Annotated in this window: 13 protein-coding genes; 4 read left to right on the forward strand and 9 right to left on the reverse strand. The window is 71.7% G+C overall.

Features of this window, described 5'->3' with window-relative positions; translation table 11 throughout:
- Positions 1 to 19: 19 nt before the first annotated feature.
- Both VT85_RS10710 and VT85_RS28400 read left to right on the forward strand, forming a co-directional pair.
- Entirely contained in the window at positions 20 to 2,902 is a 2,883-nt protein-coding gene (locus VT85_RS10710; protein ID WP_197491208.1) for a HEAT repeat domain-containing protein, read from the forward strand.
- The gene (locus VT85_RS28400; protein WP_068414497.1) at positions 2,902 to 3,171 is read left to right on the forward strand and encodes a HEAT repeat domain-containing protein; all 270 of its coding nucleotides are present in this window, start codon (positions 2,902 to 2,904) and stop codon (positions 3,169 to 3,171) included. The genes VT85_RS10710 and VT85_RS28400 overlap by 1 nt, the downstream gene beginning before the upstream one ends.
- Positions 3,172 to 3,490: 319 nt before the next feature.
- Here the strand turns inward: VT85_RS28400 and VT85_RS10720 are convergent, their stop codons facing one another.
- A complete protein-coding gene (locus VT85_RS10720; RefSeq protein ID WP_068414500.1) occupies positions 3,491 to 4,606 on the reverse strand; it encodes a Gfo/Idh/MocA family protein in 1,116 nt (371 codons plus the stop codon).
- Between the two features lie 228 nt (positions 4,607 to 4,834).
- Here VT85_RS10720 and VT85_RS10725 point away from each other — a divergent pair, with 228 nt between their 5' ends.
- A complete protein-coding gene (locus VT85_RS10725; RefSeq protein WP_156512802.1) occupies positions 4,835 to 5,041 on the forward strand; it encodes a hypothetical protein in 207 nt (68 codons plus the stop codon).
- Between the two features lie 140 nt (positions 5,042 to 5,181).
- Here VT85_RS10725 and VT85_RS10730 read toward each other — a convergent pair whose 3' ends face one another.
- From VT85_RS10730 to VT85_RS29115, 5 genes are all read right to left on the reverse strand, one after another.
- Positions 5,182 to 7,905, reverse strand: a complete 2,724-nt coding sequence (locus tag VT85_RS10730) for a M56 family metallopeptidase (RefSeq protein ID WP_068414507.1) — start codon at positions 7,903 to 7,905, stop codon at positions 5,182 to 5,184.
- Positions 7,902 to 8,360: a hypothetical protein gene (locus tag VT85_RS10735; RefSeq protein ID WP_068414510.1), complete on the reverse strand. Its 459-nt coding sequence runs from the start codon at positions 8,358 to 8,360 to the stop codon at positions 7,902 to 7,904. Before VT85_RS10735 ends, VT85_RS10730 begins: the two co-directional genes overlap by 4 nt.
- Positions 8,357 to 8,767: a BlaI/MecI/CopY family transcriptional regulator gene (locus tag VT85_RS10740; RefSeq protein WP_068414513.1), complete on the reverse strand. Its 411-nt coding sequence runs from the start codon at positions 8,765 to 8,767 to the stop codon at positions 8,357 to 8,359. Before VT85_RS10740 ends, VT85_RS10735 begins: the two co-directional genes overlap by 4 nt.
- Positions 8,768 to 9,019: 252 nt before the next feature.
- Positions 9,020 to 9,412, reverse strand: a complete 393-nt coding sequence (locus VT85_RS29110) for a hypothetical protein (protein ID WP_231871489.1) — start codon at positions 9,410 to 9,412, stop codon at positions 9,020 to 9,022.
- Positions 9,413 to 9,418: 6 nt separating this feature from the next.
- Entirely contained in the window at positions 9,419 to 9,595 is a 177-nt protein-coding gene (locus VT85_RS29115; RefSeq protein WP_231871490.1) for a hypothetical protein, read from the reverse strand.
- Positions 9,596 to 10,587: 992 nt separating this feature from the next.
- On the opposite strand from VT85_RS29115, the gene VT85_RS29120 reads away from it, so the two are divergent.
- Positions 10,588 to 11,475: a hypothetical protein gene (locus VT85_RS29120; RefSeq protein WP_231871491.1), complete on the forward strand. Its 888-nt coding sequence runs from the start codon at positions 10,588 to 10,590 to the stop codon at positions 11,473 to 11,475.
- 41 nt (positions 11,476 to 11,516) lie between these two features.
- Here the strand turns inward: VT85_RS29120 and VT85_RS28405 are convergent, their stop codons facing one another.
- The 3 genes from VT85_RS28405 to VT85_RS10755 form a co-directional block, all read right to left on the reverse strand.
- A complete protein-coding gene (locus tag VT85_RS28405) occupies positions 11,517 to 12,635 on the reverse strand; it encodes a right-handed parallel beta-helix repeat-containing protein (RefSeq protein ID WP_197491210.1) in 1,119 nt (372 codons plus the stop codon).
- Positions 12,636 to 12,658: 23 nt separating this feature from the next.
- On the reverse strand, positions 12,659 to 14,467 hold the full coding sequence (locus tag VT85_RS28410; protein ID WP_197491211.1) for a hypothetical protein: 1,809 nt from the start codon (positions 14,465 to 14,467) through the stop codon (positions 12,659 to 12,661).
- 398 nt (positions 14,468 to 14,865) lie between these two features.
- A complete protein-coding gene (locus tag VT85_RS10755) occupies positions 14,866 to 15,993 on the reverse strand; it encodes an acyltransferase family protein (protein WP_197491212.1) in 1,128 nt (375 codons plus the stop codon).
- Positions 15,994 to 16,146 lie beyond the last annotated feature (153 nt).

The following is a 16,146-nucleotide window of genomic DNA, read 5'->3' on the forward strand; positions in this document are numbered from 1 at the left end:
AGTGCATATGGATAGGTTCTTGCGGGTACCCGATCTCCAGCACGTCCACACCTCGTATCTGCTGCTGGGGATGCTCGTCGTCGCGGCCTTGGCCGCCGGAGTCCTGTTCCAGATCGGTCTGATCGGCGTGTTGCTGCGAGCGTTCGGATACGTGGCCCGGGGGACCATCCGGGGCGGCTTCCGGATCTGGCAGGTCTTCTTCGGGTGGGCCTCGTGGGAGGCGTTCCTGGCGATCGGCACGGCGGTGCTGGTGGGCGGGGGGCTGCTCGGCGGCTGGTTCCCCGGCCTCCGGATCGCCTGCGGCGCGACGGCGATCGTCATGGGGGCGTCGGCGTGCCTGGCGTACATGTTCATCGACCTGGAGCGGAACGAGGTCGAGCGGGGCTACAAGGCGGTGCACAACCCGCTGAAGGGGCAGCAGCCGGCGGAGCACCTGAAGCGGTACGGGAAGCAGGTCCGCGTGCCGCTCCTGCTCTCGGCCGCGGTGGTCACGATCGCCGGGTTCGCCCTGCTGAATCAGGGGCTCTACGAGACCATGGCCTCGGGCTGGTATCGGGTCGCGGAGGACACGGATCGGCCGATCTACGCCGACTTCCTGGCGTTCTCGATCACACGGGTGCTGAACCTGGTGGACGTGCTCGACCTGGCGAAGTCGCACCGCATCCTCGGGGCCGAATCGGTCCGCCCGGCGGCCTGGCCGGCTGCGGCGCTGGCCGGGGCCTTCAAGATCTTCTTCACCGTGGTCCTGCTCCACCAGGTGTTCGCCTCGCTCCGCCAGGGGAAGATGCTGGCGGAGACGATCGCCGACTTCTGGAGCCCGCACGAGCCGATCCACCAGCGGGCCCGGAACGCGCTGCCGGTGTACGGGGTGGTGGCCATCGTCCCCCTGATGCGCTCGCTGCGGTCGATCGCCTCGCTCACCAAGGAGCAGCGGGACCAGTTGCCGCTCATCCTGGAGTCGATGGGGCCCTCGATCATCCCGGCGCTCGAGCGTCACCTGGACGACTCCCACGAGCACGTCCGCGCGGTCTCGGCCGCGGCGCTGGGGAGGCTCCAGTCCTCGGGGTCGGCGCCCTTGCTGGTGGCGATGGCCGGGGACGAGAGCGCGATCGTGCGGCAGGGGGTGATCGAGGCGCTGGGGCTGCTGGGGACGCCGTCGTCGGGCTCCGTGCGGAAGCCGGGGTTCCTGCGGCGTCGGCTGGGATCGCGGGGGGGCGGCCTGAGGGGAGGGGTCGGGCGCTGGATTCGGTGGAGGAGGAAAGGGGTGGTCCTGCCGGCGTCGAACGGGGACGTCGTCGAGCTGGTGGTCGGGACGCTGGAGTCGGCGCTGGACGACGAATCGACGGCGGTGCGGGCGGAGGCCGTCGCGTCGCTGGGGAGGATCGGGGAGGCGGCGGCGGCGGTGGCCCCGAAGCTGATCGCGACGGTGAAGGAGGAGGAGGAGGACGAGAGCCTGCTGTGCGAGGCGGCCCGGACCCTGGGCCGGATCGGGGGCGAGCCGCAAGCCACGGCGGACGCGCTCGTCGGCCTGCTCGCCGCCGCCGCCCCGGAGGTCAAGGCGGCGGCGGCCGAGGCGCTGGGCGCGCTGAAGGGCCGGGCCGCGTCGGCGGTCCCGGCGCTCGCGGCGCTGCTGCAGGATCGCGAGGAGTCGGTGCGGACGGCGGCGGCCGAGGCCATCGCGCAGGTCGGGCCGCTCGACGAGGCCGCGACCGAGACGCTGGTGGAGGGGCTGGCCAGCGAGGACACCATCGTGAGGGCCCAGACGGCCGAGGCGCTGGGGACGATCGGCTCGGCGGCCGAGGAGGCCGCGCCGGCCCTGGTCGAGGCGATGGGCGACGACAACGACCGGGTCCGCGCCGAGGCCGTCGAGGCGATCGGCAAGATCGGCGAATCGGCCGCGACGGTCGCCGTCCCGGCCCTCATCCGCGCCCTTGAGGATGACGACGACACGGTCCGGGCCCTGGCCGCCGAGGCCCTGGGCCAGATGGGGCACTCGGCCGGCGAGGCTGTCCCGGCCCTGGCCGCCGCGCTGGGCCACGTCAATCCCCAGGTCCGCGTCAACGCCGCCGAGGCGCTCGCGAACCTCGGCCCGGCCGCCGCCGCCGGGGCCCGGGGCGCGCTCGAGGCCGCGGCGAGCGACGAGGACGGCGGGGTCCGCAGCCGGGCCGTCCTGGCGCTCGGCGAGATCGGCCCCCCCGAGCCCGGCTCGATGCGGCTGGTCCTGGCGGCCTTCGAGGACGACGACCCCCTGGTGCGCGCCGCCGCCGCGACCTCGGCGGGCCGCTGGGGCGTCGCCGACGAGCCGGTCCTGCGCGGCCTGCTCGCCCTCCTGGACGACCCCAACGATCAGGTCAAGATCGAGGTCGCCCGCGTCCTCCCCAAATTGGCCGGTCCCGCCCCGGAGGTGATCGAGGGCCTCTGCCGACGGCTGCTGGAGGACGACGACGATCCGGTGCAGGCCCACGCCGCGCTCGCCCTGGGCAAGCTCGGCCCCGACGCCGTCGCGGCCGGCGAGGCGCTGCTCCGCGCGGCGAGGACCGCCGAGGTGGGCGTGCGCGAGCAGGCCATGCGGGCGATCGCCATGATCCAGCCCCCCGAGGCCGTGGAAGCCTTCGCCGTCGGCCTCAAGGACGCCGCCACCGAGGTCCGCATCCTGGCCTCGGCCGGCTGGATCAACGCCGAGGCCGTCCCCGCCGAGGCCGCCCCCGCCCTGATCGAGGCCCTGCGCGACCCGGAGGTCCGCGTCCGGGCCAACGCCGCGCAGGCGATGGCGAGGCTGGATTCCGTCCCGGCCGAGGCCGTCCCGCTGCTCATCGAGTGCGCGACCGATCCCCACGACGCCCTCCGCCTGGCCTCCGCGACCGCCCTCAAGGCGGCCCCCCGGAGGCCGTCGCCGAGGTGATGGAGACCTTGACCGAGGACCCGAACGCGCGCGTCCGCCTCACCGCCGCCGGGGCCCTCCTCGCCGTCGAGGCGGGGGACTCCCACGCCGGGGCCGTCCTGATGGAGGCCCTCGCCGACCCGACCCCTCGCGTCCGCGAGGCCGCGTTCGACGTCTTCGAATCCCTCGGCGATCAGGGCGCCCTCGTCCTCGAGGCCGTCCAGAAGGGCGAGCCGACCGAGACCGAGGACCAGGACCAGGGCGTGAAGCCCGAGGCGCCGGCCCTCTGAGCACGCCCGAAGCCCGAGCCGGACCCCGCGGAGCCTTCGGCGAAAACGGTCTTCCCCCCTCGCGGGGGAAGACAGACCCCGGAGGGGTCAGATGAGGGGGAAGACCAGCACGAGCGCCGTCGGGATTCGCGGTCCGGCCGGCTATCTATAACGCCGACGGCCTTCGTGCTGGTCTTCCCCCTCATCCGGCCCTTCGGGCCACCTTCCCCCGCTAGGGGGGAAGGGCGTATGGCCCGGACTGGATTTCCGACGGCGTTCGGGATCGTCCATCGCCTCGTCCGGCGTGCGGATCCCGAAATCCGTGACGGTCGACGTTCTTTTACGAGACCTGATCCATCGTTACGGCCGCCTTGGCGTCGACCGAGGCGCGGACCAGCAGGCAGGCGAGGACCGCCGCCCGGCCGTGCTCGACCGTGCAGACCGGCTCGCTGCGGGTCCGCACCGACTCGACGAACGCCTTCAGCGCGAGCAGCGTGTTGTTGGTCACGGGGCCGCCCAGGACCTGGTCGGGCTTCTTCGACTCGGGACGGTAGGAGAAGGTCCCCGAGTTGAAGTCGACCCCGCCGTCCTTACCGATCAGCCGGGTGTACTCCTCGTTGAACTTGTTCGGCGCCACCCAGCTGTGGATGATGTTCACGAACACGTTCCCGGGGTACTCGACCACGCCCGCATAGTAGTCGTGCACGTCGCGGTCGGGCTGACGGTCGCGGAACAGGTCGTCGCGGCCCATCGCCATGGCCCGCACCGGCGGGGCGTCGACGGCCCAGTTCAGGACGTCCCAGTTGTGGACGGCCTGCTCGACGATCCAGTCTCCCGAACGCCGACGCTGGCCGAACCAGCCGAGCAGGGGCCCCCAGGAGTTCGACCAGAGGATGCGGCCCTCGACCAGCGGGCCGATCTCCCCCCGGCGGACGGCGGCGATCGGCTCGATGAAGTGGGGGTCGGCCCGGCGCTGGTGGCCGATCTGGACGATCTGCTTGCTCGCCCGGGTGGCGTCCACCACGGCGTCGAGGTCGGCCCGGCTGAGACACATCGGCTTCTCGCCGTAGAGGTCCTTGCCGGCCGCGATCACGTCCAGATAGCAGCGCCCGTGCAGGTCGCACGGGATGGCGCTGACGATCGCGTCGATGCCGTCTTGCGCCAGGATCTCTTTCCAGGCGCCGTCGGTGGACCCGACCGGGCGCTTCCGGCCGGCTTCCTCGACGGTCTTGAGCCCGCGTTCCAGGTGCTCGCCGTCGACGTCGCAGATGGCGCGGACTTCCACGCCGGGGATCTGCAAGAGGTTGGAGAGCAGCGCCGAGCCCCGGTTCCCGACGCCGATCAGGCCGATCCCCAGCGTGTCGTTCGCCCCGCGCGCCCCGGCCGCCAGCAGGGGGGCCGAGGCCAGGGCCCCGGCGGTCGCACCCAGGAAGGTTCGTCTCGGCATGCTCTTCATCGCAGGGCCTCCGTTCGAGACGGCCCCGACGCCGGCCCCCCGACCCAAGGCGAGGGACGCCCCCGTCGACGCTCGTCCGACCGCCGTATTCGACCCGATCCGCCGCCCCGTCGCAAGACGCCGCTGGACGGCGCGGGGTTTGCACTGGGGGATCGATCGTGATTCGAGGCTCGCCGACGCGAACCCTCGAAGCCGAATCGGAATCCCTATTCGATGAAGGACGATCCCATGAAGACCCAGACCGCCAAGCTCGCCGCGCTCGCCCTCTTCGCCTCCCCGGTCCTCTTCCTCGCGACCGGCTGCGAAGCCCAGGGCCCGGCCGAGCGGGCCGGCGAGAGCATCGATCGCGGCGTCGAGAACGTGAAGGACGCCGTGGATCCCCGCGGCCCGGCCGAGAAGGCGGGCGCGGCCGTCGACGACGCCGTCAACAAGTGACCCACGCCGTCGAACCGGCCCGAGTCCGGGCCGAGTTCGCCCCGGCGTCGCATGCGACAAGGCGAGAGGCCGTCCCCCGTTGGACGGCCTCTCGTCGTTTCCGGGGTCGAGAGCCAGGCGAGGCGCTCCTTCCGAGGCCCTCACTCGCTGCCGTCGTGGTTCACGTCGCCGAGGTCCCGGGTCTCGCCGCTCGCCGTCACGAGATCCCTGGCCAGGGTCACGAGCTTCGCCGGGGGCCCTTGCTTCCGGCTCGGATCGGGCTTCCAGACCGTGAACGTGTACTTGCGGCCGGGGATGAGCCCCTCGATGTGAAACCGCCCGTTCCCGTCCGTGGCGACCGGCCCTGAGACCAGGACGCCGACGGGCTGCTTCGTATCCCAGAGGCTGCCGCGCATGATCTCGAAGCCGGCCACGGGGCGGCCGGCGGCGTCGACGAGTCGGCCGATCACCTGGCCGTGGGGCTCCAGCTTCAGGACGACCGGGCCGGGCTCGTCGGGCGCGACCTTGAGCGCCCCGGCGAGCTTCCTCTCGCGGTGGAACGCCATCACGTCCCGAGGTGCGTTCGGCACGAGTTTCTCCACCAGGAACTCGTCTGACGTCGCCGGCGCGCCCGATCCGGCGAGGAGGTAGTCGCGATCCCCCAGGATGAGCGCCCCGGCCAGGGGAGAGCCGTCGGGGCCGACGACCCGGCCTTTCACCGTCCGGCCGCGGTCCAGCGCGAGCTCGCACGCCACCTCCGCCTCGCCCGGCTTCGGGTCGACGCCCGCGACGACCTGGTAGTCGTACGGATTGAAGATGTCGGTCAGCGTATCGACGATCCCTTGCTCCACGCTCCTCCACTTCAGCCCCGGCATCGATTCCAGGCCCGCCCCCCTCCGGTAGGGCATGCCCTCGTCGTCATACACGAAGCGCCCGCCGCGCACCCGAGCGGCGAGCGCCCCCGGCCCCGGGTAGGCGATCAGCTCGAAGTTCCCCTCGTCGTCGGTCCACGCGCCGCCCGGCCTCGACGCACGGGAACGGGGCTCCCGGGTCATGTTGGGGTTCCCGGCCAGCACGAAGTAGGAGACGACCGCGCGGACGCCCCGGCCGGTCTGCTTGTCGACGACTCGTCCTTTCACCCGGACCCCGCGCCGGAGCCCGATGTTTACGACGACGGGTTTCGAAGGATCCCCATCGCCGATCGGCTTGCCGGACGGGAGATGGGGCATCCCTTCGCCGCCGCCGGCGACCAGCTCCCCGCCGTCGCCGGGGCCGTTGGACGGCCGGGGGGCGGCGGGGAGGCCGACGAGCCGATAGCTGCCCCGGGCGTCGGTCGACGTGCGGAAGTCGTCATGCACGAGATCGGACGTCGAAACGAAGGGGTCGGCGGGCGAACCGATGGCGACGAGTTGGACGGGCCCCAAACTCGCCGGGTCGAGGCCGACGATCGCGCCGGCCACGGGGGCTCCGGTGTCGATGTCCGTCACCGTGCCGACGACCTCGCGTCCGGGCCGGGCGGCGTACTCGAACGTCGCGCCGTGGTAGACGTCCCTGGGGCCGTTTTCCCAGTCCGGGACCTTGGGGATCGCGATGGTCGGCGTCTCGCGGGTGGCGACCCGCACGGAGGCCGTCTCGATCCCCTCGCCGGCGATCCGCAAGGTGGCGACCCGCTCGCGGCCGACGCCCCGGAGCGTGAATCGGCCGTCCCGGTCGGCGACGACCGGCGGCAGGAAGGGGATCTCGGACGCGCCGGCCGCCCAGGTGTGGGGCGAGTCGATCGTCGGGGTCTCGGGGGTCGGCGGCGGGGCGGTCCTCGGCCTGAGCCCTTCGATCAGCCGGTCGAGGTCGCCGCTGGAATTCCAGGCGATCGCCGCGACCTTCACCACGGCCCCGGCGACGGGCCGGCCGTGGTCGTCGAGGACGCGGCCCCGAATCGACACGTCGTCGCGGGCCAGCTTCAAGACGCGGCCCCCTTCCGTCGCCCGGTCGACGAACGCGAGGCCGAAGCCTTCGGCCGCCGCGACGACCTCGGCGTCCGCGCGGGGCATGCGGAACGAACCGTCCGGGCCGGTCTGGCCGATCGGGGCCGGGGACCCCCCGTGGGGAGGCGGCGTCGCGAACACCCTGGCCCCGGCGAACGGCTTGCCGTCCGGAGCGAGCACGCGGGCCTCGACGGCGCCGGCGCCGGGCTCGGCCTCGCCGGGGGCCTGCGGCGCGGGGACGCCGGCTCCGATGGTCGTCGGGCGGAGGGTGAGGAGCGAGGCGGCCGCCACGGCCGTGATCGTGAGGGCGCGCGCCGCGAGCCGCCACCGGGCCGGGCAGGTGGGCTCGATCCGGAATCCATCATCGAGCAGCATGGCGATCCTTCGCTTGATCTGGGAGGGACGTTCGAACAGCGCGGCGGAGCCTCCCGCCGCGCCCCACGGCTTCTCCGCCGCGGTCCTGGACCAGGAGAGCAGGGCTTCCGCGTAGCTCAACCGCCCCTCGGAGCCCGCGGCCGAGGCGTCGGCCAGCGCCTCCTGATCGTCGCGGATTCGGCCGCGGAGCCACCAGAAAAGCGGGTGGGCGTAGAGGACTGGGAGCAGGAGCCGCGACGCCGCGATCAACCAAAGGTCGCCGTGGCGGATATGGGCCCACTCGTGGGCCAGGGCCGCCCGGAGGCGGTCCTCCGGCTCGTCCAGGAACCTCGCGGGGAGGAGGATCGTCGGCCGTGCGACCCCGGCCGCCGCCGGATGTCGGAGGGTGTCGTTGACGAGCAGATCGGGAGCTTCGCCATCCTTCCCCACCACCTTCGCGAGCAGGGCCTCGGCCGCCGGATCCGCCCGACGCGAGCCTCGCCTCACGACGGCCAGCCGCCACGATCCGACCGCCAGCCGGACGATCATGAGGCCGGCCCCGCGAGGAACGCCCGGACGGCGATCGCGGCGAGGTCCGGAGCCGTCGCGGCCGGCGTATCGAGGACGCCGACGATGGGGGGGCGGGGCGTCGGCGGAGGCGGGGCGGCGGGGGCGGCCCGGCCGGGGCGATCGCCGACGGCGGCCGGGCGCGGGAGAGCCACGAGCGCCGACCTCGGCTCGACGACCGCCCCGGCTCGGGAGGGCGCCGACGCCGCCGGCGGGGCCTCGCGACGGCCGCCGAGGACGCCGACCCTGGGCCACGAGGGGAGCAGGACGAGGGCCAGCAGCGCCAGAAGCCCCCCGAACGCGGCGCGGCAGACCGCGATCCGGCGCACCGGCTGTTCCAGCAGGAACAGGATCGGGACGACCCCGAGCAGGAGCACGGTCGCCAGGATGTAATAATCCGCCAGCCAGTAGGCGAGCCGCCCGGAATCGATCGTCATCGGCCGCCCCCTTTCTCGCTCCTGGCCCGGGCGAGCTTCTTCGCCTCGGCGATCATGGCCTCGATCTCCTCCAGTTCGGCCACGGTCGGCTTGCGAGACTGGAGGGCCTGGGAGACGTATTCGCCCATCGCGCCGTCGAAGACCTGGTCGAGGAAGCCGCCCGCCAGCTTGCGGTAGACGCCGTCGCGCCGGGCCTTGGCGAAGTAGGCGTACGCCTTGCCGGCGGGCTCGTGGCCCACCATCCCCTTCCGCTCCATCGTCTGGAGCAGGCTGAGGACCGTGGTGTAGGCCAGCTCCCCATCCTTCGTCGGCATCTCGCGGTGGATCTCGCGGACCGTCGAGGGGCCCCGACTCCAAAGGACCTTGAGCGCCTCCAGTTCACGCGGCGAAGGGGCGACGTCGGCCATCACGGTCTCCTACTGGTCTGGTCGTAGCTACGTCCTGGATGGTACGGGCTGGCCAGTAGATGTCAAGCCCGCGCCGCAATCGGGCGGGGGGGCGGACTTCGCGTCCGCGCGTTGTCGCCGCCCTCGGGCGCGACTTAAGATGGTACGGCGGGAGCGGCCTGCGCGTCGGGACGTCCGCCGTTTCGAACCCTTCTTGCGCCGGGGCGGGATCCGTTTCATGAAGAACGAGGATTTCGAGAAGCTCGGGGTCTTTTATCTGGGCAGGGAGTACGACGTGAAGGAGCGGGAGGCGACGTCGGGCCTCCTGTTGTACGACTCGAAGCAGCTCACGACGCACGCGGTCTGCGTGGGGATGACGGGGAGCGGCAAGACGGGGCTCTGCGTCGCGATGTTGGAGGAGGCCGCGATCGACGGCATCCCGGTCATCGCGATCGACCCCAAGGGGGACCTCGGCAACTTGCTGCTGGGCTTCCCGGAGCTGCGAGGCTCGGACTTCCTCCCCTGGGTCGACGCCGACGAGGCCGCGAGGCGGGGGCTCGACCGCGAGGCCTTCGCCGAGCAGACGGCCGAGACCTGGCGCGAGGGGCTGGCGAAGTGGGGGCAGGACGGGGCCCGCGTCCGCCGCCTCAAGGACTCGGTCGACATGGCGATCTACACGCCGGGCAGCTCCGCCGGGCTGCCGATCACGGTGCTGCGGTCGTTCGCCGCCCCCTCGGCCGCCCTGATCGAGCAGGGGGAGGCGTATCGCGAGCGGATCGCGTCGGCCGTGTCGGGCTTGCTCGCCCTCCTGGGCGTCGACGCCGACCCGATGACCAGCCGCGAGCACATCCTGCTGTCGAACCTGCTGGACCGCTCCTGGCGGGACGGCCGCGACCTCGATCTGACCGACCTGATCCACGGCATCCAGGACCCGCCGTTCGACAAGGTCGGCGTGATCGACCTGGAGACCTTCTACCCGGCCAGGGAGCGGTTCGCGCTGGCCCTGCGGCTGAACAACCTGATCGCCTCGCCCGGCTTCGCCGCCTGGATGGAGGGGGACGCGCTGGACGTCGGCGGGCTCCTCTACACGCCCGAGGGGAAGCCCCGGATCTCGATCCTCTCGATCGCCCACCTGGGCGACGCCGAGCGGATGTTCTTCGTCACGATCCTGCTCAACGAGGTCCTCTCGTGGGCCCGCGCCCAGCCCGGGACGTCGAGCCTGCGGGCGATCCTCTACATGGACGAGATCTACGGCTACTTCCCCCCCACCGCGAATCCGCCGTCCAAGAAGCCGATGCTCACGCTGCTGAAGCAGGCGCGCGCCTACGGCCTGGGGATCGTGCTGGCGACGCAGAACCCCGTCGACCTGGACTACAAGGGGCTCTCCAACGCCGGCTCGTGGTTCCTCGGCCGGCTGCAGACCAAACGCGACAAGGAGCGGGTGCTGGAGGGCCTGGAAGGGGTCTCCAACGCCGCCGGCCAGGGCTTCGACCGCGCCGAGATGGACAAGGTGCTCTCCTCGCTGGGCAAGCGGGTGTTCGTCCTCAACAACGTCCACGAGGAGCGGCCGATCGTCTTCGAGAGCCGATGGGCGCTCAGCTACCTGCGAGGGCCGCTCAATCGCGATCAGATCCAGGCGTTGATGGCGCCCCGGAAGCAGGCCGCGGCCGCCGCGTCCGCCCCGGCCCCGGACCCCGCCGCGGCGACGAGGCCCCTCGCCAGGGCCACGCTCACCCCGTCGACCCGGCGCAGGTCCCCGACCCGGCCCCGGCGCCGGCCCCGGCGTCGCCGCCCCCGCCGGGCGTCGCCCGGTCCTCCCCCCCGACGTCCCCGAGTTCTTCGTGGCCGACGCCCCGGCGGCGGCGCCCCCGGCGTACCGGCCGGCGCTGCTGGGGGTGGTCCGCCTGCACTACGTCGAGAAGAAGGCGGGGGTCGACTACTGGGAGACGTTGGCCGTCCTCCGGCCGATCGGCGACGAGGTCCCGGCCGACGTCTGGGAGGGGGGGAAGAATCTCACCGGGCGCATCCCCGTGCTGGACCGGTCGCCCGAGCCGGGCGCGACGTTCGCCGACCTGCCCGCCGAGATGTCCCGGGCCAAAAACTACGCCGAGTGGACCAAGGCCCTGAAGAACCACCTCTATCGCGACCGCCGCCTGACCATCTGGACCTGCCCCGAGCTGAAGGCCTACGGCCGCCCCGAGGAGACCGCGAGGGACTTCCGCGCCCGGCTCGCCCAGGCCGCGCGCGAGAAGCGCGACGCCGAGGTCGAGAAGCTCCGCGCCGAGTTCGGTCCCCGCCGCGTCAAGCTGGAGGCGAGCCTCCGCAAGGCCCACGAGGCCCTCCAGAAGGAGCAGGAGCGGGCGTCGAAGTCCGGCTGGGACGCCGCCGTGTCGTTCGGGACTTCGATGCTCGGCGCCCTCACCGGCGGCAAGACCTGGACCAAGACCAACGTCAACAAGGTCGGCACGGCCGCCAAGGCCGCCACCAAGGCCATGCAGAAGCGCGGGGAGGTCGGCACCGCCCAGGATCGAGTCGACGCCCTCAACGCCGAGTACGTCCAGCTGGAGATCGAGTTCCAGGCCGAGCTGGAGCACATCAAGGCCGCCCGCAGCCCCGAGCTGCTCCAGCTCATCCCGCTGGAGCTCACCCCGCGCAAGGCCGACGTCACCGTCGATCAGGTCGTCCTCGCCTGGATGGCCGGGCCCGTCGCGGCGGCCGGCGAGGCGTGACGAGCCGGCCCCCCGCCCGGATGCGGCGGGGGCCGCGTCGATCAGGGGATGTAGACGACGCCCCGGGAGTTCGTCAGGTTCACGTTCCCCCGGGCGTTGTCGGTGATGGTGGAGTTCCGCACGACGCTGCCCGAGGCGTCCCCTTCGGCGAAGAGGCCGTAGCCCCGGTTGGCGACGATCTCGACGCCCTGCACGGCGTTGTTCCGCGACGATCGGACGGCCAGGCCGTCGCCGCCGTTGTCGGCGATCTTGACGAAGAACGGCGAGGCGTCGCCGCCGATCCGGGTGGACTTCGTCCCGGGGCCCAGCAGGACGCCGCCGAGGCGGTTGCCCAGGGCGACGTCGCCCCCGGCGTTGGTGCCGATGTAGGTGTTGAAGATCGCGTTGTCGCGGGCCTTCTCGACGACCTCGATCCCGTAGCCGCCGTTGGCCGAGATCGTCACTCGGGGCTCGACCGAGGGCTGGAAGCCGCCGATGGCGTTGCCGTGGGCGCGGCCGGCGATCCGGATCCCGCTGCCGCCGTTCGGGATGGCCGTCTGGATGTCGGTGTTGGTGCCGATCGCGGTGTCGGTGATCTGGACGCCGGTCGCCCGTCCGCTCAGCTCGATGCCGTCGCCGAGGTTGCCCGAGACGATGCTCGTGCGGACCTGGTTGTTCCCGCCGCTCGACGTGATCAGGATGCCGTCGCCGCGGTTCGGCGCCGCGCCGGCGAAGGCGAAGATCCCGGCGAAGGTGTTGAACGAGATGAAGCCGCTGGCCGTGTCGCGGACCTCGATGCCGTTGCGGTTGTTGCCGGAGATCACGTTGCCCAGCGGGATCACGCCCCCCACCTGCGTGTTCCGAGAGCTTCCGGAGATCAGCAGTCCGTCGCCGCCGTTGGCGACGATCGTGGCGTTGTCGGCGCCGGCGCCCAGGAAGTTCGCCTGGACGGTCGTGTCGTTGGAGTTCGTGACCCGCAGGCCGTTGCCGCCGTTGCCGCTGAGCACGTTGTAGAAGACGAACGGGCTCTGCGGGAAGGTGGTGCCTAGGAGCTGGTTGCCGTGGGCGCGGTCGATGGCCACGCCGTCCAGCCGGTTCCCCAGGGCCGCGTTCCCGGAGGCGGTCGTCCCGACGAAGTTGCCGCTCAGGAGGTTCCGGGAGGCCCCGCGGTTGATGAGCACGCCGTTGCCTCGGTTGCCCGAGATCAGGTTCCCCTGGGGGGGCGGACGAAGATGCCCCCCGTGGGGTCGTTGCCCCCCGTCGCCTGGCCGCCGATCAGGTTCCCCGACGCGCCGCTGGTCATCAGGACGCCGCTTCCGCGGTTGCCGCGGGCGGCGGTCCCGGAGGCGTCCGAGCCGATGAAGTTCATGGCGACGTGATTGTCGTGCGAGCCGTAGATTCCGACGCCGTTGCCGCAGTTGCCGGCGATCACGTTGGAGAGCTGGAACCCGACGTCCACCGTCGCCTGGTAGGAGAAGACCCCCGCGTCGGCGAGCACGATGCCGACCACCTGATTGCCGATCACCGCGTCCGAGGTGACCGACGCATCCACGCCGGGATAGTCCAGGTCCACCCAGGCCGCGTCGCCGAACGTCCCGTCCGGGTTGCGCCTCACCGAGACGAACGAGCCCTGCTCGAACGTCCCGGAGCCGGTCAGGCTGGAGCCCGCGCTGAGGGTGTACACCCCCTTCTCGACGCCGCTGATCCCCTCGAAGTGGGTCACGAATTCGAGGCCCGCCGGGGACTTGGGATGCTCGAACGACTTCCAGTTCGAGAACGCGCCGGTGGCCGAGTCGTAGTCGACGAGATAGCCCACGCCGATCGGCTGGAGCTGGTTCTCCAGGTTGTTCACCGGCCGCTCGGCGTAGCCGCCGCAGATGGTGTAGCTGGTTCCGCCGTTGTGCCAGATGCCGTAGGCGGTGTTGCTGAGCGAGCCGGGGAAGACGATGTCGGTGACGAACTCGGCCTTCGCCACGTCGTAGATGAAGCAGCGGCCGGGGCCGATGGGGGCCCCGTTCTCGGTCGGGCCGTCGTAGTTGCCCACGGCCAGCCCCCCCATCGTGCTGTGGACGTAGGTGAACTTGGCGCCGTCCTTGGCGATCGTCCGGTAGTTCGCGGCGTTCCCCAGGTCGGCGATCGTCCCTTCGTAGAGGAAGCCGTTCACCACGTCGTCGCCGGTCCGGTAGCTGCCGACCAGGCGGACGCGGTCGCCGTCGAGGTTGTCCGGGCCGTAGACGCTGGTGGTCGCCGCGCCCGGGAAGTTGACCGCGTAGCTCGCGCCCCCCGCGCCCGAGATCGGCCCCACGTACAGGAGCCCGGCGCTGTTGGAGGTTCCGCTGATGAGGTACTGGCCGGCGGCGTCGGCCTGGCGGATGCCCTGCCAGCCCGAGACCGGCTGCATCCCCACGGCGTCGGCGTTGTAATAGGTGACGCCGGTCACGGGATCGGCGCGACCGATCAGGTTGCCGCGCGACGAGGCGTTGATCCGCACGCCGTCGCCCCGATTGGCGGCGATGGTCGTCCCGTCGGCGAGCAGGCCGATGTAGTTCCCCTGCACCGTGATCCGAGAGGCGTCGAGGGTCACCCCGTCGCCCCCCGCCCGCACCAGCGCGAGCGAACTCAGGGTCGATCCGTCGCTCCCCCGAGCGAAGCGGAGCCCTCGCGAGCCCTGGAAGTCCACCGTCACGACGGGCGAGCCCGCGAACGAGGGGGCCGAGGAGCCGTCGATCGTCACGGCGTCGGTGATCGCGGGGAGGGACTTCCGGCCGACCGGGATCGAACCGGCGACCGCGAAGTCGATGACGTCGGCCCCCGGAGTCGCATTGGACTGGACGATCGCCCAGCGGAGCGAGCCCGTCCCCGAGGGGGCGAGGTTGTCCACCGTGAAGGTCGACAGGAGCCGGCGGTCTTCCAGCGATTCGACGCCCATCTTCAGGCGGCCGGAGCCGCGACCACCGTTCGCCGAAGGGACGAGAAACGCCGAGCGGGAACGATTCGCGGGTCGGAACGCCATCGTGTTGCCATCCTCAATTGGTGGACGCCGCGTCCTGGGGTTCATCCGCAAAGGGCGCGGAACGAACGCCCCGGACGACGCCTTCCGGGCCTGTCGGAGCCGCACGAGGTCGAAGCCGAGGCCGCGGGTCGCCGCGCCGGCGTCGAATCGCCGCGGCGGACTCCTCGAACGGGAGTCGAGACGACGCGGTCGCACGTCTACCAGAGGAATCTAGGACGGCGGGGAGGATAAGGAGACTGATACGGCCCGAAAAATTCGGGAAGCCGCGACGAATTTCGACGCGCGTCCTTCCCCGGCGCGAAGGGGGCCGAATCCCGGAAGCGGCGAACGGATCAAGGGAGCGACGGCGCTCGGGCTCGTCGCTCCCTTGATTTGGAGTCGGGGCAGGCTTCCGATCGTCAGGGCGTCGTCGAGGCGACGGCGACGGTGGCGACGACTCGCGGCTCCTCGGCCATCGAGAAGTGGGGCGGGGGGGTCGCTCGGCGCGGCGTCGAGCCTTTTCGGGACAGTCGCATGATCGGGCGTTCGACGAGGTAGAGGCTCAGGAAGGCGAGAGCCCCCGCGATGGCCCACGCCGACAGGAACAGCGTGAACGAGTTCAGCTTGGACCGATACGCCGTCAGCAGGATGAGCTGGACCGGGTAGGCGTACAGGAACAGCCCGTAGGAGTAATCGCCGAGCCACGCGAACTTCGCGGCGCGGGCTCCGGGGCGGAAGGCCGCGAACAGGACCGCGTACGTGCCGAAGATCGGGAAGATCACCGGCATCAGCCGGTACGGCCAGTAGCGATACGACCAGTCCTCGGAATAGAGGACCAGGACCGCCATCGACACGGCGAACCACGACCACTTGACCGGGATCCGATGCCGGTACGCGTAGCAGACCGCCCCGGCCAGGAAGCAGGTCAGCAGCCGGGGGTGCTGCTCGTCGATCCCGGCCGGCAGCCCGGCCTTGAACCAGGACGCATAGACCAGCCAGGAGGCGGCCCACATCGCCAGGACCGGCCAGCGCTTCGAGAACATCCCCGCCCAGCCCACCATGCCGATGAACAGGTAGTAATAGAAGTCGTAACGGATCGTCCAGAGCGAGCCGTTCACCCCCAGGTTGCCGTAGTCGAGCATCAGCGCCGGGAGGGCGATGCCGCTCCAGAACGGGGCGCTCCAGGCCGCGGTCCCCCCCCTCGCCACGAGCCAGGGCGCCGCCACGAGGGTGGCGAAGGCGATCGCCACGAAGAAGCCCGGGTAGACCCGCGCCGCCCGCTTCTTGAGGAAATCCGTCAGGCCGCGCGAGGTCTCCCAGCTCCGGGCGACCAGGAAGCCGCTCAGGACGAAGAAGGCGTCGACCGCCAGCCGACCCAGCGTGTACTGGGCCCAGGTCGCCCGCGCCATCGGGTCGAGGGTGTGCGATACCCCGTAGAAATGGAACGAGTGGGAGAGGATGACGAGGCTCGTCAGGACGAACCGCATCAGGCCCACGGCGTTGTCACGGTCGCCCGGCGGGCGATCCAACGTTGAGTGATTTTTCATGTGTTCGGCGTCGTTCGTCAGGGAGGCGGCTGCGGCCTCCGGTGAAGACGGCGAGGGGTCCACATCCATGTAGACCCCCAAAGGGCTTGGAGGCCCGCGCCTCCCGAGGAAGAGGCGGCGGACGCTCGTCGCTGAGGCGTGGAGAGGGCGAAA

Origin of the sequence: Planctomyces sp. SH-PL62 (assembly GCF_001610895.1) — a bacterium.
Taxonomy (GTDB): Bacteria; Planctomycetota; Planctomycetia; order Isosphaerales; family Isosphaeraceae; genus Paludisphaera.